Origin of the sequence: Embleya sp. NPDC050493, assembly GCF_044458105.1 — a bacterium.
In the GTDB taxonomy this organism is placed as follows: domain Bacteria; phylum Actinomycetota; class Actinomycetes; order Streptomycetales; family Streptomycetaceae; genus Embleya.
Genome location: NZ_JBITHP010000002.1, coordinates 178934 through 203956, shown reverse-complemented (window position 1 = coordinate 203956; position 25023 = coordinate 178934). Strand labels below are relative to the sequence as shown.

Annotated in this window: 25 protein-coding genes and 1 riboswitch; of the genes, 12 read left to right on the top strand and 13 right to left on the bottom strand. The window is 72.5% G+C overall.

Annotated features, from left to right (window positions below; all coding sequences use genetic code 11):
• Nucleotides 1–116: 116 nt before the first annotated feature.
• The 3 genes from galK to galT are packed head-to-tail and all read right to left on the bottom strand — an operon-like array spanning nucleotide 117 to nucleotide 3336.
• Nucleotides 117–1229 (bottom strand): galactokinase, encoded by a 1113-nt coding sequence (gene galK, locus ACIBM5_RS04240; RefSeq protein ID WP_396005730.1) that lies wholly within the window; start codon nucleotides 1227–1229, stop codon nucleotides 117–119.
• A complete protein-coding gene (gene galE / locus ACIBM5_RS04235; protein WP_396005728.1) occupies nucleotides 1223–2188 on the bottom strand; it encodes a UDP-glucose 4-epimerase GalE in 966 nt (321 codons plus the stop codon). Before galE ends, galK begins: the two co-directional genes overlap by 7 nt.
• 5 nt (nucleotides 2189–2193) lie before the next feature.
• Nucleotides 2194–3336, bottom strand: coding sequence for a galactose-1-phosphate uridylyltransferase (galT, locus tag ACIBM5_RS04230; RefSeq protein WP_396005279.1), 1143 nt, complete (start codon nucleotides 3334–3336; stop codon nucleotides 2194–2196).
• 148 nt (nucleotides 3337–3484) lie between these two features.
• Between galT and ACIBM5_RS04225 the strand changes: the two genes are divergently transcribed.
• The 5 genes from ACIBM5_RS04225 (at nucleotide 3485) to ACIBM5_RS04205 (ending at nucleotide 8346) form a co-directional block, all read left to right on the top strand.
• Nucleotides 3485–4288, top strand: a complete 804-nt coding sequence (locus tag ACIBM5_RS04225) for a DeoR/GlpR family DNA-binding transcription regulator (protein WP_396005277.1) — start codon at nucleotides 3485–3487, stop codon at nucleotides 4286–4288.
• Nucleotides 4289–4469: 181 nt separating this feature from the next.
• Nucleotides 4470–4707: riboswitch (cobalamin riboswitch) on the top strand.
• A gap of 234 nt (nucleotides 4708–4941) precedes the next feature.
• Nucleotides 4942–5928 carry an ABC transporter substrate-binding protein gene (locus ACIBM5_RS04220; protein WP_396005275.1) on the top strand — a complete coding sequence of 329 codons (987 nt, stop codon included), beginning with the start codon at nucleotides 4942–4944 and terminating at the stop codon, nucleotides 5926–5928.
• A complete protein-coding gene (locus ACIBM5_RS04215) occupies nucleotides 5925–7082 on the top strand; it encodes a FecCD family ABC transporter permease (protein ID WP_396005273.1) in 1158 nt (385 codons plus the stop codon). Before ACIBM5_RS04220 ends, ACIBM5_RS04215 begins: the two co-directional genes overlap by 4 nt.
• Nucleotides 7079–7852, top strand: coding sequence for an ABC transporter ATP-binding protein (locus tag ACIBM5_RS04210; RefSeq protein WP_396005271.1), 774 nt, complete (start codon nucleotides 7079–7081; stop codon nucleotides 7850–7852). The genes ACIBM5_RS04215 and ACIBM5_RS04210 overlap by 4 nt, the downstream gene beginning before the upstream one ends.
• Before the next feature lie 137 nt (nucleotides 7853–7989).
• Nucleotides 7990–8346 carry a hypothetical protein gene (locus ACIBM5_RS04205; RefSeq protein ID WP_396005269.1) on the top strand — a complete coding sequence of 119 codons (357 nt, stop codon included), beginning with the start codon at nucleotides 7990–7992 and terminating at the stop codon, nucleotides 8344–8346.
• Between the two features lie 6 nt (nucleotides 8347–8352).
• On the opposite strand, the gene ACIBM5_RS04200 is transcribed toward ACIBM5_RS04205, so the two are convergent.
• Entirely contained in the window at nucleotides 8353–9276 is a 924-nt protein-coding gene (locus tag ACIBM5_RS04200) for an LLM class flavin-dependent oxidoreductase (RefSeq protein WP_396005267.1), read from the bottom strand.
• 222 nt (nucleotides 9277–9498) lie between these two features.
• Here ACIBM5_RS04200 and ACIBM5_RS04195 point away from each other — a divergent pair, with 222 nt between their 5' ends.
• Nucleotides 9499–10464, top strand: coding sequence for a pirin family protein (locus ACIBM5_RS04195; protein WP_396005265.1), 966 nt, complete (start codon nucleotides 9499–9501; stop codon nucleotides 10462–10464).
• Nucleotides 10465–10609: 145 nt separating this feature from the next.
• Here the strand turns inward: ACIBM5_RS04195 and ACIBM5_RS04190 are convergent, their stop codons facing one another.
• Together ACIBM5_RS04190 and ACIBM5_RS04185 are read right to left on the bottom strand one after the other, a co-directional pair.
• Complete coding sequence (locus tag ACIBM5_RS04190; RefSeq protein ID WP_396005263.1) at nucleotides 10610–11479, bottom strand: hypothetical protein; 870 nt, start codon at nucleotides 11477–11479, stop codon at nucleotides 10610–10612.
• A gap of 16 nt (nucleotides 11480–11495) precedes the next feature.
• Nucleotides 11496–12233, bottom strand: coding sequence for a Mut7-C RNAse domain-containing protein (locus ACIBM5_RS04185; RefSeq protein ID WP_396005261.1), 738 nt, complete (start codon nucleotides 12231–12233; stop codon nucleotides 11496–11498).
• Between the two features lie 209 nt (nucleotides 12234–12442).
• Between ACIBM5_RS04185 and rpmG the strand changes: the two genes are divergently transcribed.
• Nucleotides 12443–12607, top strand: coding sequence for a 50S ribosomal protein L33 (gene rpmG, locus ACIBM5_RS04180; protein WP_020550670.1), 165 nt, complete (start codon nucleotides 12443–12445; stop codon nucleotides 12605–12607).
• A 188-nt stretch (nucleotides 12608–12795) separates the two neighbouring features.
• On the opposite strand, the gene ACIBM5_RS04175 is transcribed toward rpmG, so the two are convergent.
• The 4 genes from ACIBM5_RS04175 to ACIBM5_RS04160 all read right to left on the bottom strand — a co-directional run bounded on the left by ACIBM5_RS04175 (nucleotide 12796) and on the right by ACIBM5_RS04160 (nucleotide 17405).
• Nucleotides 12796–13701, bottom strand: a complete 906-nt coding sequence (locus ACIBM5_RS04175; protein WP_396005260.1) for a hypothetical protein — start codon at nucleotides 13699–13701, stop codon at nucleotides 12796–12798.
• Nucleotides 13698–15788, bottom strand: coding sequence for a hypothetical protein (locus ACIBM5_RS04170; protein WP_396005258.1), 2091 nt, complete (start codon nucleotides 15786–15788; stop codon nucleotides 13698–13700). Before ACIBM5_RS04170 ends, ACIBM5_RS04175 begins: the two co-directional genes overlap by 4 nt.
• A 1-nt stretch (nucleotide 15789) precedes the next feature.
• A complete protein-coding gene (locus ACIBM5_RS04165) occupies nucleotides 15790–16623 on the bottom strand; it encodes a hypothetical protein (RefSeq protein WP_396005256.1) in 834 nt (277 codons plus the stop codon).
• Between the two features lie 95 nt (nucleotides 16624–16718).
• A complete protein-coding gene (locus ACIBM5_RS04160) occupies nucleotides 16719–17405 on the bottom strand; it encodes a Crp/Fnr family transcriptional regulator (protein WP_396005255.1) in 687 nt (228 codons plus the stop codon).
• A gap of 172 nt (nucleotides 17406–17577) precedes the next feature.
• Here ACIBM5_RS04160 and ACIBM5_RS04155 point away from each other — a divergent pair, with 172 nt between their 5' ends.
• Entirely contained in the window at nucleotides 17578–17946 is a 369-nt protein-coding gene (locus tag ACIBM5_RS04155) for a GntR family transcriptional regulator (RefSeq protein ID WP_396005254.1), read from the top strand.
• A gap of 205 nt (nucleotides 17947–18151) precedes the next feature.
• Complete coding sequence (locus ACIBM5_RS04150) at nucleotides 18152–19309, top strand: DUF5925 domain-containing protein (protein WP_396005727.1); 1158 nt, start codon at nucleotides 18152–18154, stop codon at nucleotides 19307–19309.
• Nucleotides 19310–19415: 106 nt separating this feature from the next.
• Here ACIBM5_RS04150 and ACIBM5_RS04145 read toward each other — a convergent pair whose 3' ends face one another.
• The gene (locus ACIBM5_RS04145) at nucleotides 19416–20207 is read right to left on the bottom strand and encodes an exodeoxyribonuclease III (RefSeq protein ID WP_391582962.1); all 792 of its coding nucleotides are present in this window, start codon (nucleotides 20205–20207) and stop codon (nucleotides 19416–19418) included.
• Nucleotides 20208–20337: 130 nt separating this feature from the next.
• Between ACIBM5_RS04145 and ACIBM5_RS04140 the strand changes: the two genes are divergently transcribed.
• Nucleotides 20338–20688 (top strand): nucleotide pyrophosphohydrolase, encoded by a 351-nt coding sequence (locus ACIBM5_RS04140; protein ID WP_391582963.1) that lies wholly within the window; start codon nucleotides 20338–20340, stop codon nucleotides 20686–20688.
• Nucleotides 20689–20739: 51 nt separating this feature from the next.
• Here ACIBM5_RS04140 and ACIBM5_RS04135 read toward each other — a convergent pair whose 3' ends face one another.
• Both ACIBM5_RS04135 and ACIBM5_RS04130 read right to left on the bottom strand, forming a co-directional pair.
• On the bottom strand, nucleotides 20740–21111 hold the full coding sequence (locus ACIBM5_RS04135) for a hypothetical protein (RefSeq protein ID WP_396005252.1): 372 nt from the start codon (nucleotides 21109–21111) through the stop codon (nucleotides 20740–20742).
• The gene (locus ACIBM5_RS04130) at nucleotides 21104–21940 is read right to left on the bottom strand and encodes an ABC transporter ATP-binding protein (protein WP_391582965.1); all 837 of its coding nucleotides are present in this window, start codon (nucleotides 21938–21940) and stop codon (nucleotides 21104–21106) included. Before ACIBM5_RS04130 ends, ACIBM5_RS04135 begins: the two co-directional genes overlap by 8 nt.
• Nucleotides 21941–23102: 1162 nt before the next feature.
• Here ACIBM5_RS04130 and ACIBM5_RS04125 point away from each other — a divergent pair.
• Together ACIBM5_RS04125 and ACIBM5_RS04120 are read left to right on the top strand one after the other, a co-directional pair.
• Nucleotides 23103–23705 (top strand): TetR/AcrR family transcriptional regulator, encoded by a 603-nt coding sequence (locus ACIBM5_RS04125; protein WP_391582966.1) that lies wholly within the window; start codon nucleotides 23103–23105, stop codon nucleotides 23703–23705.
• A gap of 68 nt (nucleotides 23706–23773) precedes the next feature.
• The gene (locus ACIBM5_RS04120) at nucleotides 23774–24910 is read left to right on the top strand and encodes a serine hydrolase domain-containing protein (protein ID WP_396005249.1); all 1137 of its coding nucleotides are present in this window, start codon (nucleotides 23774–23776) and stop codon (nucleotides 24908–24910) included.
• Nucleotides 24911–25023 lie beyond the last annotated feature (113 nt).

Genomic DNA, 25023 nt, shown 5'->3' with positions numbered 1-25023 from the left:
CGGGCGGCGGCTTTCGGGCCCGGGTGGGGGGGGGGGGGGCCGGGGCGGCCGGGTGGGCCCCCCGCCCCCCCGAGGTGGTGGAGCCGGGCCCGACGTGGAGTCGGGCCCGGGGTCGGTCAGGATTCGCGGCGTGCGCCCGCCGACGGCACCGCCTGGAAGAACCGCGGTGCGGTGAAGCCGCGGGTCGCGAAGGCCTTTTCGACCGCCTCCTCGACCGCCGCGCAGCGGTCCGCGTCGACCAGTGCGATGGCCGAGCCGCCGAAGCCGCCGCCGACCAGCCGGGCGCCCAGCGCGCCCGTCGCCAGCGCGGTGTCCACGGCGGTGTCCAGTTCGGCGCAGGAGATCGTGTAGTCGTCCCGCATCGACGCGTGCGACGCGGTCAACTCGGGCCCGATCGCCCGGACATCGCCGGCCTCCAGCGCCTCGACCACACGCAGCACCCGCGCGTTCTCGGTGAGCACGTGCCGCACCCGACGGCGCAACGGCCCGTCCGGCAGCGCCGCGAGGGCCGCGTCCGGATCGGCCACCTCGCGCAGCGACGGCACCCCGAGCAGTCGCGCCGCCTCCTCGCAGGAGGCCCGGCGCTCCGCGTACCCGCCGTCCACGAGCGCGTGCCGGGCCCGGGTGTCGATCACCAGTAGCCGCAACCCCGCGCTCGCACAGTCGAACGGGACGTGTCTGCCGGTCAGATCGCGGCAGTCGAGGAAGAACGCATGGCCCGCGACGCAGCCGAGCGAGGCCATCTGGTCCAGCATGCCGACCGGAACGCCCACGAAGTCGGTCTCCACGCGCTGCGCGACCCGGGCCGACTCGACGCGATCCAGGCCCAGTTCGTACAGGTCGTCGAGCGCCAGCACGACCGCGCAGGACAGTGCCGCCGACGAGGACAACCCCGCTCCCACCGGCACGTCGCTGTCGATCCTGATGTCGGCGCCGCCGACCTCGTGCCCCGCCGCGCGCAGCGCCCACACCACGCCCGCCGGGTACGCGGCCCATCCGTCCAGTGCGCCGGGCGCCAGGTCGGCGATCGCCAGGTCGACCGATTCGCTCCCGGCGTGCCCGGATGCCAGCCGCAGCCGGCCGTCCGTACGCCGTCCGACGGCGGCACGCGCGGTGTGCGGGATCGCGATCGGCAGTACGAACCCGTTGTTGTAGTCGGTGTGTTCGCCGATCACGTTGACCCGGCCCGGCGCCGCCCAGACGCCTTCGACGCGGAACTCGCTCACCACGCCGCCTCGCCGTCCCGCAGGAACGTCCACGCGTCCGCCACGATGTCCTCCAGCGAGGTCCGGGTCGGCCGCCAGCCCAGTACGTCGCGTGCCCGGTCGGCGGCGGCCACCAGCACCGGCGGATCGCCCGCCCGGCGCGGCGCCTCGTGCGCCGGTACCGCGCAGCCGGTCACCGTGCGGACCGCGTCCACCACGTCCCGGACCGAGAAGCCGGTCCCGTTGCCGAGGTTGCAGATCAGGTGCCCGGTCGCGGCGCCGCCCTCGCCGGTCGCGGCGAGCGCGAGCAGGTGCGCGTCGGCCAGGTCGGCGACGTGGATGTAGTCGCGCACGCACGTCCCGTCCGGCGTCGGGTAGTCGGTGCCGTACAGCGCGACCGAGCCGCGGGTGCCATTGGGCACCTGGAGGGCCAGCGGGATCAGGTGGGTCTCGGTCGCATGCCGCTCGCCGTACCGGCCGTACGCGCCCGCGACGTTGAAGTAGCGCAGACTCACCGCCCGCAGGCCGTACGCGGCGCAGTACGAGGTGATCACGTGATCGACCGTCAGCTTCGAGGCGCCGTACGGGTTCGTCGGCGCGCACGGCGCGTCCTCGGTGATCGGTGAGACCTCGGGGGCGCCGTAGACGGCCGCGGTGGAGGAGAACACGAAGCGGGTGATGCCGTGCGTACGCAGCGCGTCCAACAGCGCGAGCGAGCCGCCCACGTTGTTGTGCCAGTACCCGGCCGGCCCGGTGACGGACTCGCCGACCAGGGAGGACGCGGCGAAGTGCAGGACCGCGTCGAACGACGGGTCCAGGTGCCGGGCGGCGTCCTGGACCCGGCCCTCGACGAACTCCGCCTTGTCCGGGACCGCGTCGCGATGCCCGGTGGACAGGTCGTCGAGCACCACCACGTCGTGCCCGGCCGCGACCAGGTGGGCGGCGACGACGCTGCCCACGTAGCCCGCGCCGCCGGTGACCATGAGCCTCATTCGCCGACCTCCCGCAGTCGTGCCGCCGCGGTCTCCGGCGGAACGTCGCTGATGAACACACCCATCCCCGATTCGCTCCCGGCAAGGTACTTCAGCTTGCCCGGTGCCCGTCGAATCGAGAAAAGCTCCAGGTGGAGTGCGAAGTCGACCCGGCCCGAGCGGACCGGCGCCTGCTGCCAGGCGGCGATGTACGGCGCGGGCTCGCCGTCGAAGAGGCGGTCGAAGCGGCCGAGCAGATCCAGGTACATCGGGCCGAACTCGGCGCGCGCGGCCTCCTCCAGCGCGAGCAGGTCCGGCACCCGGCGGTTCGGGTACAGGTGCACCTCGTACGGCCAGCGCGCGGCGGCGGGCACGAACGCGGTCCAGTGCTCGCCCTCGGCCACGATCCGCGATCCGTCGGCCCGCTCCGCGGCGAGCACGTCCTCGAACAGGTTGCGACCGGTGCGGTGCCGGTGCGCGGCCGTGCTCGCGATCATCGTGGCCGTGCGCGGGGTGACGAACGGGTAGGCGTAGATCTGCCCGTGCGAATGCGGCAGCGTGACGCCGATCTCCCGGCCGCGGTTCTCGAAGCAGTACACCTGCTCGACGCCGGGCAGCGCGGACAATTCGGCGGTGCGGTCGGTCCACGCGTCCAGTACCAGGCGCACCCGCTCGGGGGTGAGGTCCTTGAAGGACGCGTCGTGCTCGGGGGTGAAGCACATCACCTCGCACCGTCCGCCGGACGGCCGGCTCGGGAACGGGTCTTGGTCCCAGCCGGACTCGGGCTGCCCGGCCGCGGCGCCGCCGGCGACGGGTACCGAGGAGTCCCGGCCTGCCCGGCCGGAGGTCGAGGACCCGGACATCGACGGGAAGCGGTTCTCGAAGACGACGACCTCGTAGTCGGCCTCGGCGACCTCGGTGGCCCGCTCGGGCGTGGACGGGCACAGCGGGCACGCGTCGGCGGCGGGCAGGTGGGTCCTGGTCTGCCGGTGCGAAGCGACCACGACCCACTCGTCGAGCAGTCGGTCGTAGCGCATCTCGGAGCCACTGACCACGGGGGCGAGATCACGCGGATCGACGGCGGTGCGGACCGCGTCGTCCCGCGTGTCGTAGTAGACGATCTCGCGACCGTCGGCCATGACGGCCTGCGTCTTCTTCATGTATTCAATCTTGCGAAGCTTTCCAAAACTTGTCAATCAGAAAGCCATGACGCCCAGGATGCTTGCCATTTCGGCCATCCCCGCCGCCACCCGCCCAGGCCCACCTGCGGTTTGACAAGTTTCGGAAGGTGTCCGCAAGATGGCGCCCATGCCTGACGACGACACCGACGGTCTGCCCGCCGAGGGCCGCCGCGCCCGGATGGCCGCGACGATCGCGGATCGAGGCTTCGCCAAGGTCACCGACCTGGCCGAGGCGTTCGGCATCTCGCGCGTGACGGTCCGGGCCGACCTGGAGGTGCTGGAGCGCCAGGGCCGGCTGCGCCGAGTCCGCGGCGGCGCCATGTTCACCGGCCGCGATCCCCGGGTCGAGCCGTCCTTCGAGGAGGCGCTGACCTCGGCATCACCCGCGAAGACGCTGATCGGTCGGGCCGCCGCGGCACTGGTGTCGCCGTCCGAGAGCGTGGTCCTGGACGTGGGTACGACCACCACGTTCGTGGCCCGGGCCCTGGTGGACCGTGACGACCTGCGCGACCTCGTGGTGTTCACCAACGGGCTGACCATCGCCCTGGAACTGGAGCGGGCCATCCCGCGGTTCTCGGTCGTGGTCACCGGCGGCACCCTGCGGCCGTTGCAGCACTCCCTGATCAATCCGCTCGGCGACCACATCCTGGAGCGCATCCACGCCGACACGGTCTTCCTCGGCTGCAACGGCGTGCACCCCACGGGCGGCATCACCAACGTGAACCTGCCCGAGGCCGAGGCCAAGCGGGCGATGTTGCGGGCGGCCGGGCGTCGGGTCGTGGTCGCCGACGGGTCGAAGCTGGGCCGGGTCGAACTCGCCGAGGTCTGCCCGCTGGCGGACATCGACCTGCTGATCACCAGCGGACCGGCCGACCCGGACACGCTCGACGCGCTGCGCGACGTGGGACTGGAGATCCTGGTCGCCGAGTAGCGGCCGAGGCAACGGGCGGCGCCACGGGCCCCGGGCCACTCGGCCGGGCCGACCTCGCGCGGATCGGCCCGCTCCCGGACCGCCTCGACCGCCGATCCGGGTCGGGCCGATCCATGCCCGGGTACCCCTGCTTGCGGCGACCCGCGCGGCCCCCTCGCTCGGCCGCCGAATCGACCATGGTTAGGCTGCCCTTGCGAACGGTTCACCCGGCTTCGACCGATTCCGGGTGTCGCAAGAGGGAATCCGGTGCGAATCCGGAACTGCCCCGCAGCGGTAAGTGGGAACGAAAGTCGCCATCACGCACTGGGCCCGGTGATACGGGATCCGGGAAGCGGCGACCGGTAGGAAGTCCGGCCACACCCGTGGCGATCGGAACCCGCCCACGAGTCCGAAGACCTGCCGTCGCCCGCGTTCGCCTCGCGCACGCGGACTTCCGGGACCTCGCGGGCGGGTCCGTCGGACGACGGCGCCGCACGGTGTCCGCCGCCGCGCTCCCTCCCGAGTTCCCCGACGAGGACTCGCAAGGGAGAGCTTCGACGATGCCGACACGAATGTTGACACGGACGCCGATACCGGGGCGGATACGGACGCCGATTCCGAGGCGGACACCTGGGCGGATACGGACGCCGATGCCCGGGCGGATACCGACGCCGATGGCCCGCACCCGCCCGTGGGCCGCCGCGGTCGCCACGCTCGCGCTGTTCGCCACCGCATGCGGCGGTGCGGTGCAGGACAAGAAGCCGAGCGCGCCCGCGCCCGTCGCCTACAAGCCGTACACCGACGCCGACAACTGCGGCGTCACCACGACCTACGACCGGCCGCCGCAACGCGCCGCCACGCTGACCTCCAACGCCACCGAGCTGATGCTCGAACTGGGCCTGGCCGACCGGATGGTGGGCACCGCGTACCTCAAGGGCCGCACCATCGGCGACAGGTACAAGGAGGCGTACGCGCGCATCCCGGTGCTCGCCGACGCGCAGCCCTCACTGGAGAAACTGCTCGAAGCCACGCCGGACTTCGTCTACTCGGGCTACCCCGACGGCTTCTCGGAGTCGTCCGGGCACACCCGCGCCCGGCTCGGCGAGCTGAACGTCAGGACCCACCTCAACCCCGAGGGCTGCGCCAAGGCGCCGGTCACCTTCGACCGGCTCTACGACGAACTCCGCTCCATCGGCGGCATCTTCGGCGTCCCCGAGCGTGCCGAACACTCGGTCGCCGAACTGCGCCGACGGCTGGACGCGGTCACCGCGCGGCTCGCGGGCACGACCCCGGTCAAGGTGTTCGTGTACAACTCGGGCGCCGACGCCGCGCAGACCACGGGCGGCAACTCGATGCTCGACGAGATCATCACCCGCGCCGGCGGCACCAACGTGTTCGCCGATCTGAACGAGCGCTGGACCAAGGTCTCCTGGGAACAGGTGGCCGAACGCAAGCCGGACGTGGTGCTGATCTACGACTACGTGACGCCCTCGGTGGACGCCAAGATCAGCACGCTCAGGGCCGTTCCCGTACTCGCCGACGTACCCGCACTGCGCGCGAACGCCTTCCCGGTGATCTCGCTGTCCGTCGCCCAGCCCGGACCGCGCTCCGTGGACGCGGTCGAGGAACTCGCGAAGCAGCTGCACCCCGACCGGTCATGACGATCGATCGGGACCCGACGGCGGCACGGGTCGCCATCCTGCGCGGCGGCGGCCCGCCGGCGGTGCCGGGCCCGGGCCGCCCGGTCGACGTGCCGGGCCGCCGGGTACGGCTCCCGCTGGTGGTCGGTGCCCTGCTCGTGGCGCTGTTCGCGGCGGCGACGGCCGGGCTGCTGGTGGGATCGGTGCCCGTGCCGTGGTCGGAGACGTGGCGCATCCTCGCGCATCGGATCGGCGGCGACGCGTGGGTGCAACCGTCCTGGAGCCGCGCCCACGACCTGATCATCGCCGACACCCGACTGCCCAGGGTGCTGCTCGCGGCGGTCGTCGGCGCGACGCTGGCCGTGGTGGGCATGGTGATCCAGGCGATCGTGCGCAACCCGCTGGCCGGGCCGGACGTACTCGGCGTCTCCGCCGGCGCGGCCGGCGGCGCGGTCCTGGTGATGCGCTGGGGCGTGGCGTCGGTCGGCGGCCTGTCGCTCGGCGCACTCACTCTCAACGCGGCCGCGTTCGGCGGCGGCCTGATCACCCTGCTCGTGGTGTTCTCGGTGGCCCGCTCCGGCGGCCGGGTCACCGCGGTACGGCTGGTCCTGGCCGGGGTCGCGGTCAGCGCCGTGTTGTCCTCGCTGACCAGCCTGCTCGTGCTCACCTCACCGGATCCGCAACTCGCCGCCCAGGTGCTGTTCTGGACGCTGGGCGGCTTCGGCTCGGCCCGCTGGACGCTGCTGCTCGTACCGGCCCTCGCGCTCGCGCTCGGCCTGGTCGTACTGCTCCTCCAGGCGCGCAACCTCAACCTGCTCCTGGCCGGCGAGGAGAGCGCCGCGGCGCTCGGCCTGGACGTCCAGCGGTTCCGGCAGGGGATGTTCCTGCTCGCCGCGGTGCTCACCGGGGTCGTGGTCGCGGTCAGCGGGGTGATCGGCTTCGTCGGCCTGATGTTGCCGCACGTGGTCCGGCTGCTGGTCGGCGCCGACCATCGGCGGGCGCTGCCGGTGGCCGCGCTGCTCGGCGCGGTGTTCGCGATCTGCGCGGACCTGGTGGCGCGTACGGTGCTCGCCCCGCAGGAGTTGCCGGTGGGCATCGTGACCTCGCTGGTGGGCGGCCCGTTCTTCGTCTGGCTGCTGCGCCGGGACGCGCGCCGGGAAGCGGGCGCGCGATGAGCGGACCCGCGGCGCGTCTGGTCCTGGACGAGGTCACCTTCGCCGTCGGCGACCGGGCTCTGGTGGACGCGGTGTCGCTGACCGTGCGGCCCGGCGAGGTGGTCGGCCTGCTCGGTCCCAACGGCAGTGGCAAATCGACCCTGCTGCGCAGCGTGTACCGGGTGAACCGACCGACCTCGGGCCGGGTGCTCCTGGACGACGAGGACGTGTGGACCCATTCGGCGCGCTGGGCCGCGCGGCGGATCGGCACGGTGCTCCAGGACATGCCGACCGACTTCCCGCTGACCGTGCGGGACGTGGTCGCGATGGGCCGCTCGGCACACAAGGGCCTGCTCGATCCGGACGACGCGGCCGACCGGGCGATCGTGACGGCGGCGGTCGAGCTGCTCGAACTCGCCGACCTGACCGAGCGGGCGTTCCCGCTGCTCTCCGGCGGCGAGCGGCAACGGGCTTTGGTGGCAAGGGCGTTGGTGCAGCAGCCGGGCCTGCTGGTGATGGACGAGCCGACCAACCACCTCGACATCCACCACCAGCTCGGATTGTTGCGGTTGATCCGCCGACTGGGCGTGAGTGTGCTGGTGGCACTGCACGACCTCAACCTGGCGGCGATGTTCTGCGACCGGATCTGCCTGCTGGCCGACGGCCGGCAGGTGGCGACCGGCACACCGGCGGAAGTCCTGACGGCGCCGACGATCGAGCGGGTGTACCGCATCGACACGGAGATCCGGACGCACCCGCGGACGGGGACGCCGTTGGTGGTGGTGCTGTAGGGACATGCGCATCGAGCGGGTGCCCGGGGTACGCACCGGTGCCGCCTCGGCACCGCTCCGATGGGCGGATGCGCAAGTGCGGGAAGTGAGTACTTGTACGGATGCCCGCGTCGGACCCGCCGCCTAGCGTGACCCGCATGACCTACACGCCTACCCCGGGTGGCAACGGCGACGGCTTCGCCCGTGCGGCGGCGTTCGTCGTCGGCCTGTTCGCCTTCGTCGTGGTCGCCATGACCGACCTGTTCGTCCTGATCGGCTTCGGCGGCGCCACCGAGTCCTGCGCCAACCAGGCGTGCCGCGACTGGTACGAAACCCGACTGCCCTGGGTCTTCGGCCTGTTCGCGATCAGCTTCGTGACCGCCCTGATCGCGCTGGTACGGCCCTCACGCCGACCCGGCGGACGCCGCGCCACGATCACCCTCCCCCTGGTCCTCGCCGCCGTCGCCCTCCAGGCCACCGCCTTCGCGCTGAGCCAGAACGGGCCGGCGGCCTGACGCGGGCTATCCCGCGGCCAGGAGCGGTCGGACCTCTCGGGCCGTGCGGCGCATCGCGGGGAGCAGGGCGGCCGGCGGGAGGCGGGCCGGTTGGGTGTGGCAGAGGAGGTCGGTGGCGTGGGGGTAGCCGGGGTCGGCCATCAGGGAACGGGCCACGGATTCCGGGGTACCGGTGTACATGTTGCCGATTGCCAGGTAGTCGGTCGGCGTGAAATCGACCGGGAAGCGGCCGGCGGCGTGGGCTCGGGTGATCCAGGGGAGCAGGTGCTCGGCCAGGGCGTCCGGCGGGCCGGGGTGGACCGGGCGGGACAGCGCCACCCTGCCCGGGGTGTGCCGGGCCAGGTGTTCCGCCGCCTCGCGGTCGCCCGGCAGCGGGCCGGCCGGGCCACTGGAGCGGCGGCCGGAGAGGATGCCGAGCCGGCGGTCGACCGCCCAGGCGATGCCGTCCGGGCTGCCGGTGCCGAGCCATATCCGGTCGCGCAGCGTGGGTGCGGGTGGGACCAGGTCCGCGCCGGTCAACAGGTCGAGCACGCTGTCCACGGTCTCCCGGAGGCGGGCGTGGCGGTTCTCGTGCGCGATGCCGAACCGTTCGGATGTGGCCGGGTCGGAGCCCGCGCCCAGGCCCAGTTCGAGCCGGCCGCCGCTGAGCGTGTCCAGTACGGCGGCGTCCTCGGCGAGCCGGATCGGGTGCTCGGTCGGGCCCACCACGACCGCCGTGCCCAGGCGGATCCGGGTGGTGCGTTCGGCGATCGCGGCGAGCAGTACGAACGGTGACGGCGACAACGCGCCCTGCGCACCCAGGTGGTGCTGTGCGACCCAGAACGAGTCGTAGCCGAACTCCTCGGCGGCCACCGCGAGTTCGATGGTCTCGCGGTAGACCGTACGGGCGTCTCCGGCGCCGGCCACATGGGTGAGGAAGCCGAGCCGCACGCGTGTCGTCCCTCCGGGCCGGGAGAAGTCCCGGAGGAATTCGCGGGATCGTCCGTTTCCTGCCAATCCTAGTGCCGCGCCCGGACCGGCCCGCGCGGGGCCGGACGCACGGCCCCGGACACACGACCCGGCCGGGCAGCGCCGGATCCGCAGGTTCGGACGCGCAGCCCGGGTCACGCAGCGCCGAATGCGCCCTCTCCCGGTCCGCGTACCGTTGGCGCCATGAGCAATCTCGATACCCGACCGACCCTGACCACGTGTGGAGGCCGGGCCGATGTGCCCGGCGAACCCGTCCGCGAGTTGTTGAAGTCGCGCGATGTACAGCTGGGCGAGAGCACCATGGTCCGCCGGTTGTTGCCGAGCCTGGGTCGACGGATGATCGGCGCGTGGTGCTTCGTGGACCACTACGGGCCGGACGACATCGCGGACGAGCCCGGCATGCAGGTGCCGCCGCATCCGCACCTGGGACTCCAGACGGTGAGTTGGCTGCGCGAGGGCAGCGTGCTCCACCGGGACAGCCTGGGCAGCCTCGCCACCGTGCGACCCGGCGAACTGGGGCTGATGACCTCGGGCCGGGCGATCTCGCACTCCGAGGAGTCGCCGCGCGAGCACGCCCGGTTGTTGCACGGCGCGCAGTTGTGGGTCGCGCTGCCGGACGCGCATCGGCACGTGGACCCGCACTTCGAGCACCACGCCGAACTGCCCTTGGTCACCGGCGGCGGACTGACCGCGACGGTGATCATGGGCACCCTGGACGGGTCCACCTCGCCCGGCACCACCTACAGCCCACTCGTCGGCGCGGATCTGACCCTGGCGCCGGGCGCCGATGTCCGGCCGCCGCTGGAGCCGGACTTCGAGTACGCGGTGATGTCGATGTCGGGCGAGGCCGAGGTGGACGGTGTGCCGCTCACCCCCGGCGGGTTGCTGTATCTGGGCTGCGGGCGGACCTCGCTGTCGATCCGGTCGGCGAACGGGGCCGATCTGATGCTGCTCGGCGGCGAGCCGTTCGCCGAGGAGATAGTGATGTGGTGGAACTTCGTCGCGCGCACCGGCGAGGAGATCACCGCCGCGCGCACGGCGTGGGCGGATGCGTCCGACTTCGGCACGGTGACCGGCTACGACGGGCCTCGGATGGAAGCGCCGGCATTGCCGTCCGTACCCCTGCGGGCCCGGGGCCGGGTGCGCTGAGTCGAGGGCGGGGCGGACCGGGCGCACCGAGCCGAAGCGGAGGCCGAGGCCGAGGCCGGACCTCGATCGCGAGATCGCGAGATCGGCACTCGTGCGGGCCGACCCCGCCCCCGGCCGACCCTCCGGGCCGCTCCGCCCACCCGGATCAGCCCGTCGGCGTGGCAAACACCCCCGCCGGGAACGCGCCGTTGGCCAGGGCCGTACCGGTCAACATCGCGGCCAGGTCGGTGAGGCGGGCCGTGGCGGTGTCGCCGAGGTGGTCGAACGGGGCGCGGCCGAGGCGGTCGGTGCGTTCCTCGACGGAGCGCCGCAGCGCCCGGCCCGCGTCGGTGAGGGCGCCGGTCGGGTCGACCAGGCCGCGGCCGGCCAGCCGGTCGCGGGCCGCCACCCACTGCTCGGCCGTCCAGCCGCGGCTGCCCACCGCGAACTCCGGGACGAACCCGCGCCCGGTCGCGGTGTGCGTGAACAGCGCCTCGATGCCGTCCAGTTCGGCCTCGACCAGGGCCGTCAGATGCCCGTCGCCGCGATATTCGCGAATCAGCGTGGCGGCGTGCCACAGCGCCAGGTGCGGCTGTTCCGCCGGGTCGGGCGGGTCGAGTTCGGCGTACGCCGCGTACAGCGCCCGGCCCTCCGGCCCGCCCGCCCGCGCGCAGGACAGGGCCAGGTCGGCCGCCTCGCGCAATTCCGCCGAGCGGATCACGTCCTCGCCCAGGATTCGACGCAGCGCCCGGTCGACCACGCGCATCCGGGCCGCGTGCACCGCCTCCGGGGCGGCCAGGTCCCAGGCGGCCGGGATGTGCTTGCCGATCAGGTCCGGGCCGAAGTTGTAGAAGGTCGCCCGAACGACGGCCGCGCCGACCGCTCCCATCGGCGCGGCCCGGGACGCGAAGTAGCCCATCCGCCCCTTCTTCAGCCCGATGGCGGCGAACTCGACGTCGCCTTCCGGTGCGAAGTAGACGAGCGAATGCAGCGGGTTCAGTACGTTGTGGCAGCGCCTGCCGGTGCGAGCGTCCATGCCCCGACCGTAACCATCAGCGGATGCTCGCGACAGTACGCCGGGCCGCCTCCACGATCGCGTCGAGGTGACCCCCGTGTGCGCCGTGCCAGTACACCCGGTCGCACGCGCGGCACCGGGCGAACGAGTCCACCTTGTCCAGCGTGCCCGCCTCGACCTCGGACTCGACCTCCTCGCGCGTCGCCGCCCGCAGCTCGCCGTTGCACGCCGTACAGCGCGTCCAGGGCGCGAGCGGCAGCGCGAACCGGCGCAGCAGGTCGTCGAGTTGGCCGTCCGCGCGGATCCCGTAGACGTATGCGCCGAACCACAGGTTCTTGCGCCGGAGCAGGCCGCGGTCCTGGGTGAGCAGCACCCGACGTTCGGCGTTGGCCTGGATCACCAGGGTCGGGTCGTCGCAGTCGTTGTGGTAGGCCGTATCGATCCCGACCAGGCGCATCCGGCGGGCCAGCGCGCCCAGGTGCACGTCGAGCAGGAAACGCGGCGGCGTGTCGGCGTACTCCGGGATGGCCTGCGGGCGCCGGATCGGCAGCACGTCCACCACCTCGCCGCCGACCGGTCGGTGTCCCGGCCCGACCTCCCGGCCGTTCACCAGCAGGCCGCCGACCTCGGGCAGCGGCGGTCCGGCCGACTCCACCAGGTGTCCGATCGTCGAATCACCGTCGGCGGGGATGCTCACCGGCAGCCCGCGCAGCCTCGGCGGCAGGAACTGTTGCAACTCGGCGGGGATCTGAAGCAGCACATCCGATCGATTCACCCGGTCAGCATCCCATCGGGGACCCGTGCCGCGCCCGGAGTTTCCGGGCCCGTCGATCACGGGGCGGGACCGGCTCGCCGATCCCCGGGAAACGCCGGGCACGCCCCGTCGGGTGTCGAATCGGCCGGGTCCGGGGCGACGGAATATCCGGACACCCGGACGCCTTGAAGCAGCATCGGGACAAGACTTCGAAACTCCGGGAGGCGTGCATGGCTCGCAACGAGCTTCGTCCGATCGTGAAGCTTCGGTCCACGGCCGGGACCGGTTTCACCTATGTGACCAGAAAGAACCGGCGCAACGATCCGGACCGGATGACGCTGCGCAAGTACGACCCGGCCGCCGGAAAGCACGTGCTCTTCCGCGAGGAACGATAAGCGGACCGAGAAGCGGCCGACAAGCGGACCGATGAACCCAGCCGCCCGAACGATGGACCGGGAGGCGGACGGGCAATAGGGCGCCCGTGAAACGCGACGGACACGCCGCCGTCGGAACCGCCGAACCGCCCGAACCACCGGGGCCGCGCACCGAAAATGGTACGCGGCCCCTGGCCGTGCCCGATTCGCTACCCGCGCGTCCCCGGTTCGCCCCTCGGGTCCGGACCGCCTTCCACCAGGCCGTCCCACAGGCCCAGGGTGCGCAGCAGCTCCACCCCCCGCGGCCCGGAGGCGGCAAGGCCGGCGACGATCGACTTCCGCAGTTGATTGCGCTCGAAGTCGTCGGCGCTGCCGAGCAAGGCAAGCAATTCCGTGCTCAACGTGAGATCCGCACTCGCGGCCGAGTCGTGGCGATCGAGATGATCCACCACCGCCTTGATCTGATCGGGAAATCGGGTCAGCCAGTACGCGACCAGCGCCTCCGGGCCCTCTCGAATGAGCGTCCGGTGAAACTCCAACCGCACCCGGGTGAGCCGCTGTTCCTCCCTTTCCAGCGGTACCGCCCAGCGCGCCTGGTCCAGCGCCGCGCGGACACCGTCCGGAATTCCCTCGGCGTGCAGGAATGCGCCCACCGGGCGATAGCTGAGCCCATATTCCGCCAGCGCCATCGGGTGGGCCAATGCGGCGTCGAGTTCGTCCTGGAGTCGACCCTCGTCGGCGTCGTGCACCCCGGCCGTCGCTTTGCGGATGCGATTCTCCACGTCGCGGCAAATGAAGGAGAAGGCGTCGACGGGGCGATGCAGCGCGACCGTCCTGGCGTCGTGTACCCACCAGTGCAGCTGTACCTGCACTCGACAGACACGCTCCCCGTCCGGTCCGACCCGCAGTTCGAAGTCACGGATGTCGGCGAACTCGCGCGCCGCCACCCACCACAACTCGGGAGCCCTGCGCACCTCCGCGAAGGTCGGCGTCGGGCGCGCGCTCGACGGCACCACCAGCACGTGATCGGCGTGCAGCCCCAGCCGATGGCGAAGCCAGGTCAGGCCGCGCGAGCCGGTGGCGGGCCGGACCAGGAAGGTGTGGTGGTCGGTCATGTGCTTGCTCCCCCGTTCGTTGGGACCGGCGGCTCCTCGAACGCGTTGATGGCGGGTTCGAGCACCGCGATGTCGATCACGTCGCCGTTGGGCAGGCCCTCGTAGGCCAGCCGGGTCAGGTCGTACGCGAGGCGTTCCAGGCCGTAGCCGCGCCCGGGCCGGAACAGCAGCGCGAAGGTCTCCCGCAGGGCTGCGGCGCGCTCGCGGTCACCGCGGGTGGAGCCGAGCAGCGTGGTGAACATCCGGGCCACGACGGCGTATCCGTCCCGATCGCGGACCGCGAGCCGGATCACCGCGAGGAACCGCTCACCGGTCAGCAGTTCGCCGCCGGCGTCCTCGCCGACCAGCGCGGCCGCCATCTCGGCGGCGGCCGTCGCCTCCTCCCAGTCCTCCACCCGCTCCAGCACCGACTCCGCGCGCATGCCGTCCCGGCACAGCGCCACGATTCCCTCCCGAGCCGCCGCCGCCACCGAGCGGTCCCCGGTCCGGGCGAGGCGGAGCAGGTCGGTCAACGTGCGGCCGGGATAGACCGACGCCAGCCCCGGGTACGCCCGGGCCGCCATCAGTCGCAGCCCCGAGCGGGTGGTGTCCCGGCTCCAACTCGTCAGCAGGTGCCGCACCTGGGTGGCCACGACCGCGTCCTGGGCCGCCGTCTTCAACGCCAGCACCGCCATCGCGCGCTTGGCGTCGTCGTCCCGGGCCCAGCGCAGCACCGGCGCCAACGGCCGGTGCCCGCGGCCGGTGGCGATGAAGTCGCCGGCGGCCCGGGCGGCGACCCGGTAGACGTCCAGCGGGTGCCGTGGGGTCGCGGCCAACCAGTCCAGGAGCGGGTCGCGCAGGTCCGGATACACGTCCCAGATGTGCGCCCGCACCGACGCCGCCCAGTGCGGCCGGTTGAAGCCGACCACGTCGAGCCGATAGCGGGCGCCACCCCGGGTCGCGTCGGCGGCCACCGAGGTCGCGTTGATCGACTCCAGCCGGGCCGCGCGGGCCCGGGGCGGCCAGCCGTCGAGCGGTTCGCCGGTCGCGATCGGCAGGTGCTCGGCCAACGTCTCGCGCAGCGCCGTCGCCCGCTCGGTGACGATGCCGTAGTCCTGCCCCTCGAAGACCGCCGCCGCGATCATCAGCGCCCAGTCCGCGCGCCCGGGATTGGCGCGCAGCCAGCCGTCCACGGCGGCATGGTCGCGATCGCGCAGCGCGGTCAACACCTCGGTCCTGGTGAACCTGCCGTCGGCCAGATCGGCCAGGTCGCCGGCGATGGTCGCGGCCCGATCCGGCCGGCCGCCGTCGGCACGCACCAGTTCGGCGATGTCCTCGTCGACCAGGTCCAGATGCCGGCGCTCCCAATCCCGACCCAGGTGGTAGGCGAGGTGGCTGTGCAGCACCTGGAGCGGATCGGGCCGTTCGCACGGCACGTGCCAGGGCGCCCAGAGCGCGAGCACCGGCGCGGTGGCGACCGCCGTCACCACCAGCACGCTGTCCCGCTCGGCCAGCCGGCGGCGCAACATTTCGAGGTCGTGGCGGGTGTAGCCGGCCAGCAGGTCCGCGGCCGCGGAGTCGATCACGTAGCCTCGGCCGCGCTGGATCCGGCGGGTCATCAGGTCTTCTTCGGGGTCGAGCGCGATCACCTTCTCGACGTACTGGTCCTGCATCAGGTGCAGGGCCAGCGTGCGCTTTCCCGACTCCGCCTCGCCGGTCAGCAGGATCAGATGCCGCGCCATCATGCCGCGGGCCCGCAGGTATCCCTTCGGCGGCACGAACGTGCGGCAGACGAGATCGCTCTCCTCCTTCCAGATCGGGCCCTCCCGCGCCTGCCGCGGCCGGCTCGCGGTGCCGGGGCCGCCGGCGGCGGTCATGTCCCCGAACATCCGCGATCCGAAGACGTGGTTCCCGGTCGTGCCGTTGAAGTTGACGATCACCGTCGTGGCCGCGTCGAGGAGCGCGAACTCCTCGTCGGCCCACGCTTCGTCGCTCTGTTCCGGGTCGAACCGCGGCCGGTCCCCGCCGACTTCGTCGACATCCTCCTGCGGTGGTCCGCCGTCGGCCGAGGCGACCGGGTCGAGCGGTCGCGTGTCCGGGACGGTCATCTCAGACGCCTCGGGCCGGGCCGCCGAAGTGCGGCTCGTCGTCCGGGTCCCGGTAGTGGTTCCGGCCGTCGGTGCCGAAGTTCATGTCGCCGTGGTGGGTGCTGCCCAGCACGTTGTTCCCGTGCAGGTTGCCGCCGATGTGGAACTGCTGCCCGCCCGCGCCCGGTTCCGGACGCGGCGCGCCGGCCGCAGGCCGGGCGGATACGGCCACCGGTTCCGGCCGTTGCTCGGGTTCGGCCGGTGGCGCCGGGTCCAGCGCCGCCGGCAGATCGTTCGCCGGCGCGTGTACCCACGCGAGTTGCCGGGTGTCCTTGACGTGCGACTCGACTCGGCGGAACCAGGCCGGTTCGACCGCCTCGGTGTACCCGCCCAGCACGGCGGTGCGGTACACGATGTCCGAGACGATCGCGGCGACATGGCCCTTGGTCGACCGCAGCGCGGCGCGCACGAAGGCGTCGTCCAGCAGTCGACAGAGCTCGTTCTTGGCCGCCCCCGAACCGTCGGACACGTGGATCGGACCCACGTGCACGGCGGCTCGCATCCGCAGCGACGGGCCCTCGTGCAGGCGCGCTCGGCTGCGCAGCCCGCGATCCAACCAGTAGACCGCGTCGACCAGTTGATGTGTGCGGTCGTCGGCCATGGTCAGGATCAGCCCGTCGCCGGTGTCGTCGACGTGGGCCACCTGCTCGTCCCAGTCCAGACCGGCCCTTGCGAATGCCTCCCGGACCACCGTGCCGATGGCCTCGCGAACCTTGGGCAGCAGTACGTCCCGGTTGTGCGTGAACTTCTCGGCGTCCACGGCGAACAATGCCCGGATCGATGGCATATCGGACACGGATTCCCCCTTCGCTGAGCGTGTGACCACGCTGGGTTCGACGGGTCCACCGTGCCGCAGCCGTGCGCTCGGCGCCGCGTACTTTTACCCTCCGCTCAGGATTCGCGAGCTCGACCCGCCGCGAGGCGGGCGAGTGCTTCGGCATCCTCGATGACGAATCGGCGCTCGGCATCGACGGAGACCGCGCCCATCTCGCGCAGCCGGGCGAAGGCCTTGACCGCCGACTCGCGCCCGGCCGCGACCGAAGCGCCGAGCTCGGGCATGGTGACCCGGATCGCCACCCGACGGCGACCGTCGCCGACCTCTTCACCGCATTGCTCGGCGAGCGTGAGCAGGCGCTCGGCCATCCGCTCCAGCACGTTCCTGGCCCGGTAGTTCAGCCGCTGCGCGTCGGCCTGGCGCAGCCGACGGGTCATCACCATCAGCAGGCCGATGGCCACCCCGGGCCGCCGGTTCAGGAAGAGCAGGAACTGATCCGTGGTCAGCGACCAGGCCAGTACGTCGCCGATGGCGATCACCGTGGCCGAGTGCGGACCCCGGTCCAGCGCGGCGATCTCGCCGAACACCTCGCCGGGTCGGCGATACGCGAGCACGACCTCCCGGCCGTCCTCCGAGCTGCTGACCACCTTGACCCGCCCGGCCACCAGGAACAGCGCCTCGGTGGCGTGCTCACCCTCGCGCATCAGCCGGTCGCCGTCCGTGTATCGCCGAACCCGGCCGATCCGCCGCCACTCGGCCACGTCCTCCGCGCCCAACCGCTCGTCGTACGTCTCCGCCGCCACGCCAAGCCCCCCGTCCGTCGCCGTCCTCCCACCCTGCCGGACCGGCTTGCGAGCGTCCGGCGATTCCCGGATCCGAAAACCGACAGGGCGGCCGGTGGACCGACGCCCACCGCGCGACCCTCCCGGTGCGCAAACCGGTGTCGGCGGCGCCCCCGGCACTACGCTCGCGGGCATGGTGATCAGCATCGATCCGACCTCCGCCGTCGCGCCGTTCGAACAGATCCGGACCCAGTTGGCCGATCAGGCCCGGGCCGGCGCGCTGCCTGCCGGCACCCGGCTGCCCACCGTGCGCGGGCTGGCCGGCGAACTCGGACTCGCACCCAACACCGTCGCCCGCGCCTACCGCGAGTTGGAGGCGGACGGTGTGATCGAGACCCGGGGTCGGTCCGGGAGCTTCGTCGCCGCCGTCGGCGACACCACACGGCGTGCCGCGAGCGAGGCCGCCCTCGAATACGCGCACCGCGCGCACCGGCTCGGCCTGACCCGCGACGAGGCGATCACGACCGCACTCGACGCATTCGACGCGGTCTACGACGGCTAGGCCGCGTCCGGCGGATCTTGGTCGGGCCGCCGAACCGGGCCCGGGTCGAGCCCTCGAACGCCTGTCCCACCCGGGCGCCCGCCTCCGCGCGGCGACCCGGAACCGTCACCGTATGTCGCCGGCCGGCACCGGTCGGGCCGGGAAACCGCTACCCGAAAACCCCTGTACGGACGGCCCGGGGCACCGGATCATCGAAATCATGTCGATGCCTCGCCAGACGCCCCGCCCAGCGGATGGGGCGCCGAGTTCAGCCGGTGACGACCCCTCAACGCTGCTGCCCTTCGTGTTCGGGCTCGATGACGCGGACACCCCGTACGACGCCGTGGACGGACTCGCTCTCGCCGCCTTCCTGACCGGCGCCCAGCCGTGGGCCCGGACCACCCGCCTGGACCGGGTCAAACCCGGCGCCCGACTCGTGCCCCGCGGTGCCAAGGTGGTGCGCGCCGTCGAGGAGGACGACCGCTCCTCCCAACTCGCCGTCGGCGACGGCTGGACCCTGCGCTCGGTCCGCTGGCGCAGCGGCGGCGGCGAGGTGACCGTGACCGCCGTCGACGAGAAGGTCGGCCGCGCGGTGCTGAAGAAGGCGGTCAAGGGTGCGGTGGCCGATCCGCCGCCCAAGGACGAGGCCGTCGCGATGGGCTTCTGGTACTTCTCCGCCCGGCGCGGGCCGTACCGCACCACCAGGGCGATCACCGCCGCGCCGTGGGAGGACATCCGCCGCAACTACACCGCGCCGACCGCCGGCGCCTTCGATCGGCTGATGAAGGTCACCCCGGACGACGTGTCCGGCCGGCTGATCCTGCTGCACGGCCCGCCCGGCACCGGCAAGACCACGGCGCTGCGCGCGCTGGCCCGCTCGTGGCAGGACTGGTGCCGGATGGACTGCGTGCTCGACCCGGAGGCGCTGTTCGGCGACACCGGCTATCTGATGGACGTCGCGATCGGGCGCGGCGACGAGGACGAGGAGTCGCACGACAAGTCCAAGAAGCAGCGGTGGCGGCTGCTGGTCCTGGAGGACTGCGACGAACTGATCCGGGGCGAGGCCAAGCGCTCGGCCGGTCAGGCGTTGTCCCGGTTGTTGAACCTGACCGACGGGCTGCTCGGGCAGGGCCGCAACGTGATGGTCGCGATCACCACCAACGAGAACCTCGGCCGGTTGCATCCGGCGGTGGTCCGCCCGGGTCGGTGCCTGGCCCAGATCGACGTCGGCCCGCTGGACTTCGCCGAGGCGCGCGAGTGGCTCGGCACGGCCGACGGCATCGGCACCCAGGCCACCCTCGCCGAGCTGTACGCGCTGCGCAACGGCGCGGCACCGGTGGAGGTCGAACGACCGCAACACGGCGGCGAGGGGTTGTATCTGTAGCCCGCCCGACCCGACGTGCGCCCGACCCGCGGCGCAACGCGCCCGAACGCACCCGCTCTCGGAGCCGGCCGACGGCCTCCGAGAGCGGGCGAGGCCCCAGGCCGGCCTAGACGTCCAGGTCCACCACGACCGGCGCGTGGTCGCTGGTGCCCTTGCCCTTGCGGGCCTCGCGGTCGACGTACGCGTCGGTGACCGAGGTCGTGAACGGCGTGTTGCCGTAGACCAGGTCGATCCGCATGCCCTTGTTCTTCGGGAAGCCCAGTTCGCGGTAGTCCCAGTAGGTGAACGGGACGTCGTACTTGAGCGCCCGGGGCATCACCTCGCGCAGCCCGACCCCCTCCAGCGCGGTGACCGCGTCCCGCTCGGCCTGCGTCACGTGCGTGGAGTTCTCGCCGAACAGCGAGATGTCCCACACGTCCCGGTCGGTGGGCGCGACGTTGAAGTCGCCGAGCACGGCGAAGGGTCGCGGGCCCGCCGCATCCGCGGCGACCGCGGCGCGCAGCGCGGTCAGCCACTTCAGCTTGTAGGCGTAGTGCGGGTTGTCCACCTCGCGACCGTTGGGCACGTAGACCGACCACACGCGCACGCCGCCGCAGGTCGCGGAGACCGCCCGGGCCTCGTGCGGCCCGTCGACCTCCGGGAAGCCCGGCCCCGCCTCCAGGCCGAGGGTGACGTCCGCGAGGCCGACCTTGGACAACACCGCGACGCCGTTCCAGCGCCCGCCGGCGTTGACGGCCGACTCGTAGCCGATCTCCTGAAGCTCCTTGGTCGGGTATGCCTCGGGGGTGGACTTGAGCTCCTGTAGGCACACCACGTCGGGCGCGGCCCGCTCCAGCCACTCGAGGAGCTTGGGCAGCCGGGCCCCGATCGAGTTGATGTTCCAGGTGGCGACCCTCATGCGAACCTTCCAGAGCGGACGACGGCTTTCGGACCCGCCGGATCGACCGGACGCGTCCACGGTCATTCTCTCTCGTCGGGGTGACACGACCGGTGCGCGCCGGGCGCGTCGGATGCGGTAGGCATGGGGGATGGACACCACTCCCCCGGCCCGTTCCGACCTCGCCGACCTGACCGCCGCGCTCGTCGCGTTCTCCGCGGAGCGGCACTGGCAGCCCTTCCACACGCCGAAGAACCTGGTGATGGCGCTGAGCGTGGAGGCGGCGGAGTTGGTGGAGATCTTCCAGTGGCTGACCCCGGAGCAGGCCGCCGACGTGATGTCGGACCCGGCGCGCGGCGAGCACGTCCGGGAGGAGATCGCGGACGTACTGGCCTACCTGCTCGGGCTCGCGGACCGACTCGGCATCGACCCGGCGCAGGCGCTGCGGGACAAGATGGTCAAGAACGCGATCAAGTACCCGCCGGGCGCGCCGGGTCTGTAGGGCGGGTCTTCGAGGCCGTGCGGCGGGTCTTCGATGTTCCGCCCGGCGCCGCTACGACCGACGCAGCCGGATCCAGCGCCGTGCCCGACCGATCCCGTGCGCGGCGCGCGGCTCGGGTCCGCCCGGCTTCGCGCCGACCGCGACCACGAGTCGCGTCTGGGTGCGCGGGGCGTCGGGTTCGTACGGCAGGGCGCCGAGGTCGCCGGGCAGCCCGTCGACTGCGGACCGGGCGCCTTCGATCGGCTCCGGTGTGCCGGCCCGCCGCTCCCGGGCCGCACCGGTCGCGGCGGTCTCGGCGAGCGCGCCGATCCGGCGGCCCTCGGCCGGGTCCGGTGTGCCCACCCGCTGCTCCGGGATCCTGCCGATCCCGGCGATTTCGGTGACGTGGTCGACGTCGACGTGTGGCATTTCGATCTCAGGCATCGCGTACTCCCCCGGAACATGCGTCCACGGCGCGGCGGTCCCGCCGCACCTCGGCCGGCGTGCCCTCCGCAACCACGCGGCCGGATTCCAACACGGTGACCCGATCGCACAATGCGTCGACGAAGTCGATCTTGTGGTCCACCACCAACAGCCCCACACCGTCCGCCGCGACGCCGCGCAGAAGCAGCAGCAGGGCGTCCGTCTCGCGCTCGTTCAACCCGGCGCTCGGCTCGTCCAGGATCAGCACCCGAGGCACCGCCACCATCCCGCGCGCGATGTCCAGCAACCGCCGTTCGCCGTAGGTCAGTACGTCCGCGCCGCGTTCGGATCGACCCCGCGCGCCGGCCCGATCCGGGGTGACCCGGGTACCGAACTGCCGCTCCCGCTCGACCCGCGCCATCAGCGGGCGGGACAACCAGGCCGCGAGCAGCCCTCGATGCCGGATGTCCGAGCCGGCGAGCACCACGTTGTCCGCGCCGGAGAGCGCACGAACCGGTTGCGGCGTCTGGAACATCCGGACCAGGCCGGCCCGGCGCGAGCGTTCGGGGCTGCCCAGGCGGACCGGCAGCCCGGCCACGAACAGGTCGCCGGTGGCCGGCACCACTCCGGTGATCGCGTTCAGCAGGGTGGTCTTGCCGCTGCCGTGCGGGCCGATCACGCCGACCGCCTCGCCGCGATCCACCCGCACGGACACCTCGTCCACGGCGCGGACCCCGGCGAAGTCCACCCGGATGTCCCGGGCCCGCAGGACGGGTTGGCGGACCTGATCGGAAGCGGTGGCCGGGATCGGTTCGGGTCCGGACGCGTACAGCCGCACCGGGTCAGGCATGGTCGCCCTCCTTCGAATGACCCGGCTCGCGCGCGTGCACGACGGCCGTTCGCGCACGCGTGGCCGGGTCGCTCGAACCTGCGGACACCGCTTCCCCGAGCGGTTCCGCGTACGCCGCCGCGACAGCAGCCGCGGCGAGCCTTGCCTCGGGCCGCCGACCGCACGGCCGTCCGGGCCCCGAGCCGGGGCGCGCATGCGGGCGCGCCCCGGCCTCGGACCCTTCCCCCGGGCGGCGCGCGGGACCGGACGCCATACCTGACACGGCGTCACCCCCCGCCCGCGCACCACCCGTATCGGGGGCCGAACCGGAAGCCGGATCGATGGGCGAACAGGGCTCCCCCGCCCCGTCCGACCACGACCCGGATGTATCCGGGGCGGCCCCCGCGCCCCGGTCGGACGCCGACTCCCCTCCTGACCCGGCGTCACCTCCCGGCCACGACACGATTTCTGTACCGATTTGGTTCATCTCGTACCGCCCGATCCGGTCGCCCGAGTCGGGAACAGCCCCTGCGGGCGCACCACGAACACGGGAATCGGAACCGGACGCGTCAACATCCCCGGGGTGTCACGCAACCGGCGGCCGGTCCACGGGAGTTCCCCCGGACCGGTGACCGGGCAGCCGATCGCCGGGTGGGCGACGGCGGCAAGCGGCGCGACGAGGCGGGCCATGATTCAGGACACGCCGGGTGCGGACGCCGGGAGTTCGGCCGATGCGCTGCAGCGGGCGCCGATCGACGGCGCGGTGCGGGCGGACCGGATCGAGCCGCCCGTACGGGGATCGCCCCCGACGGGTCGCCGACTGGTTCGCCCTGCTCTCGCGGTGCATGTCGTGCCCACGGCATGCGCCGTGTGTGTCGTCCAACGAGCCATGGGAGCCAACGCCTCTCGCGTCGTCTCCCCGCCCGGCCATCCCCCACGGAGTCCCGGATGCGGCTCAAGCTAGACCGCAACCCCCTGCGCCGGCAAGGGACTTGACAGCGCTTCGGGAACTGGCGTAGAAGGTTCAGCACAATCTAACAAATGTTAGATAGGCAGTCAGGTTCTTCCTTAGGCTCTCCCTGAAGGCAATCCCCCACAGATCAACGGCAACCGCTCCACCTGCGGTTAGGCTGCACAGCACCAAGGCAGCCTCATCCACCCGCCGGACCGAGAACGGGCGCTCATGGCACGCAGGAAGACGGAACCCGAAGCACTTCCGCGCCGGGAGGTGATCCTGTCCGAGGCCGCAACGCTGTTCGCCCGCAAGGGCGTTGTCGCGTCGACGGTCCGTGAGATCGCCGACGCGTCGGGCATCCTCGCGGGCAGCATCTATCACTGGTTCGGTTCCAAAGAGGACTTGGTCGACGAGATCCTCACCGCCGCGATGCGCGACCTGTCCACCTGGTACGACGAGGCGTTCGCCGATGCGCAGACGTCGAGCGACCGGCTGCGCGGGCTCGTGCATGCCGCGTTCCGCACCATCGAGCACCACCCCGACGCGGCGACGATGTACGTCCGGGACTACGCGTACCTGGCCACGCTGCCGCGCTTCGCGCATCTGGCGATGGACGGTATGCGCGTCCGCGACCTGTGGCTGAACACCCTCCGGGAGGGGATCGAGTCCGGGGAGTTCCGCGCCGATCTGGACCCGGAGCTGGTCTACCGCTATCTCGCCTATCCGCTGTGGCTGACCGCCGGCTGGAAGTCCGGCGTCGACCGCACTCTGCCCGAATTGGAAGCCCAATTCACGGCGCTCGTACTGGAAGGCGTCACCCCCCGCAACTGACGAGGCGAAGGCCGCCGGCCACGCCGGCGGGGGTGGGGTACTTCGAGCGCTCGCGAAAGGACCACACGATGCACGTCGACGGTTTCGTCGCGCCCGGATTCGCGCCCGTACAGGCCGCGTTCGAGGAGAACTTCGCACTCCGCGGCGAGGTGGGCGCCGCGCTGGCGGTCCACCTGCACGGGGCGCCCGTGGTGGACCTGTGGGGCGGATTGGCCGAACCGGACGCGGGGCGCAGTTGGGAGCCGGACACCGTACAGGTGGTCTGGTCGGTCACCAAGGGCCTGGTGGCGACCTGCCTGGCGGTGCTGATCGACCGGGGGCTGCTCGATCCCGCGTTGCCGGTGTGCCGCTACTGGCCGGAGTTCGCGGCGGCCGGCAAGCGCGACGTGACGGTGGCCCAACTGCTCTCGCATCAGGCCGGGTTGCCGTTCCTGGATGAGCCGATCACACTCGCCCAGGTGGCCGTTCCGGACGCGCTGGCGGATGCGTTGGCCGCCCAGCGACCCGCCTGGGAACCCGGTTCGGCGCACGGCTATCACGCGGTGACCTGGGGCTTCTACGCGAGCGAGCTGATCCGCCGGGTGGACGGTCGCACGGTGGGCACGTTCCTGGCCGAGGAGGTGGCCGGACCGCTCGGCGTGGACGCGCACATCGGCCTGCCCGCGACCGTGGTGCCCAGGCTCGCGCACCTGACCACTCTCGCACCGACGGATCCCGCGCTGCTCGACCTCGACTCCGACCTCGGACGGGCGATGCTCGCGCTGCCCGAACTCGCCGCTCCCGGCGCGGATCACGACCCGGACGTACTCGCGTGGGAGGTGCCCTCCGGGCTCGGTGTCACCAACGCCCGGGCGCTGGCCCGGGTGTACGCGATGCTCGCCGGGGGCGGCACGCTGGACGGTGTGCGACTGCTCTCGCCCGCGACCGTCACCGAGGTGACCCGCACGGTGGTCGAGGGTCCGGATCGGATCCTGGGCGAACACACCGCGTTCAGCCTCGGGTTCATGAAGCCGGAGACCGCGTTCTTCGCCGTCTCCACCGACTCCGCCGCATTCGGCCACCCGGGCAGCGGCGGCCCGTTGGCCTTCGCCGACCCGGCATCGGGGCTGGCCTTCGCATACGTGGCGAACGGCCAGTCCCCCCTACATACGGACGTACGGGCGCTCGGCCTGATCGACGCGGTACGGGAGTGCCTGGAGCGGTAGGGGCGCGCGAGCGGGGCGGGTCGCGGCCGGACGGGGCGGGACGCGGCGCCGCGAGGCACGGTGAGCGGCGGGACACACGAGCTGCTTCGCCGCGCAACCCGACGGGCGGGGGC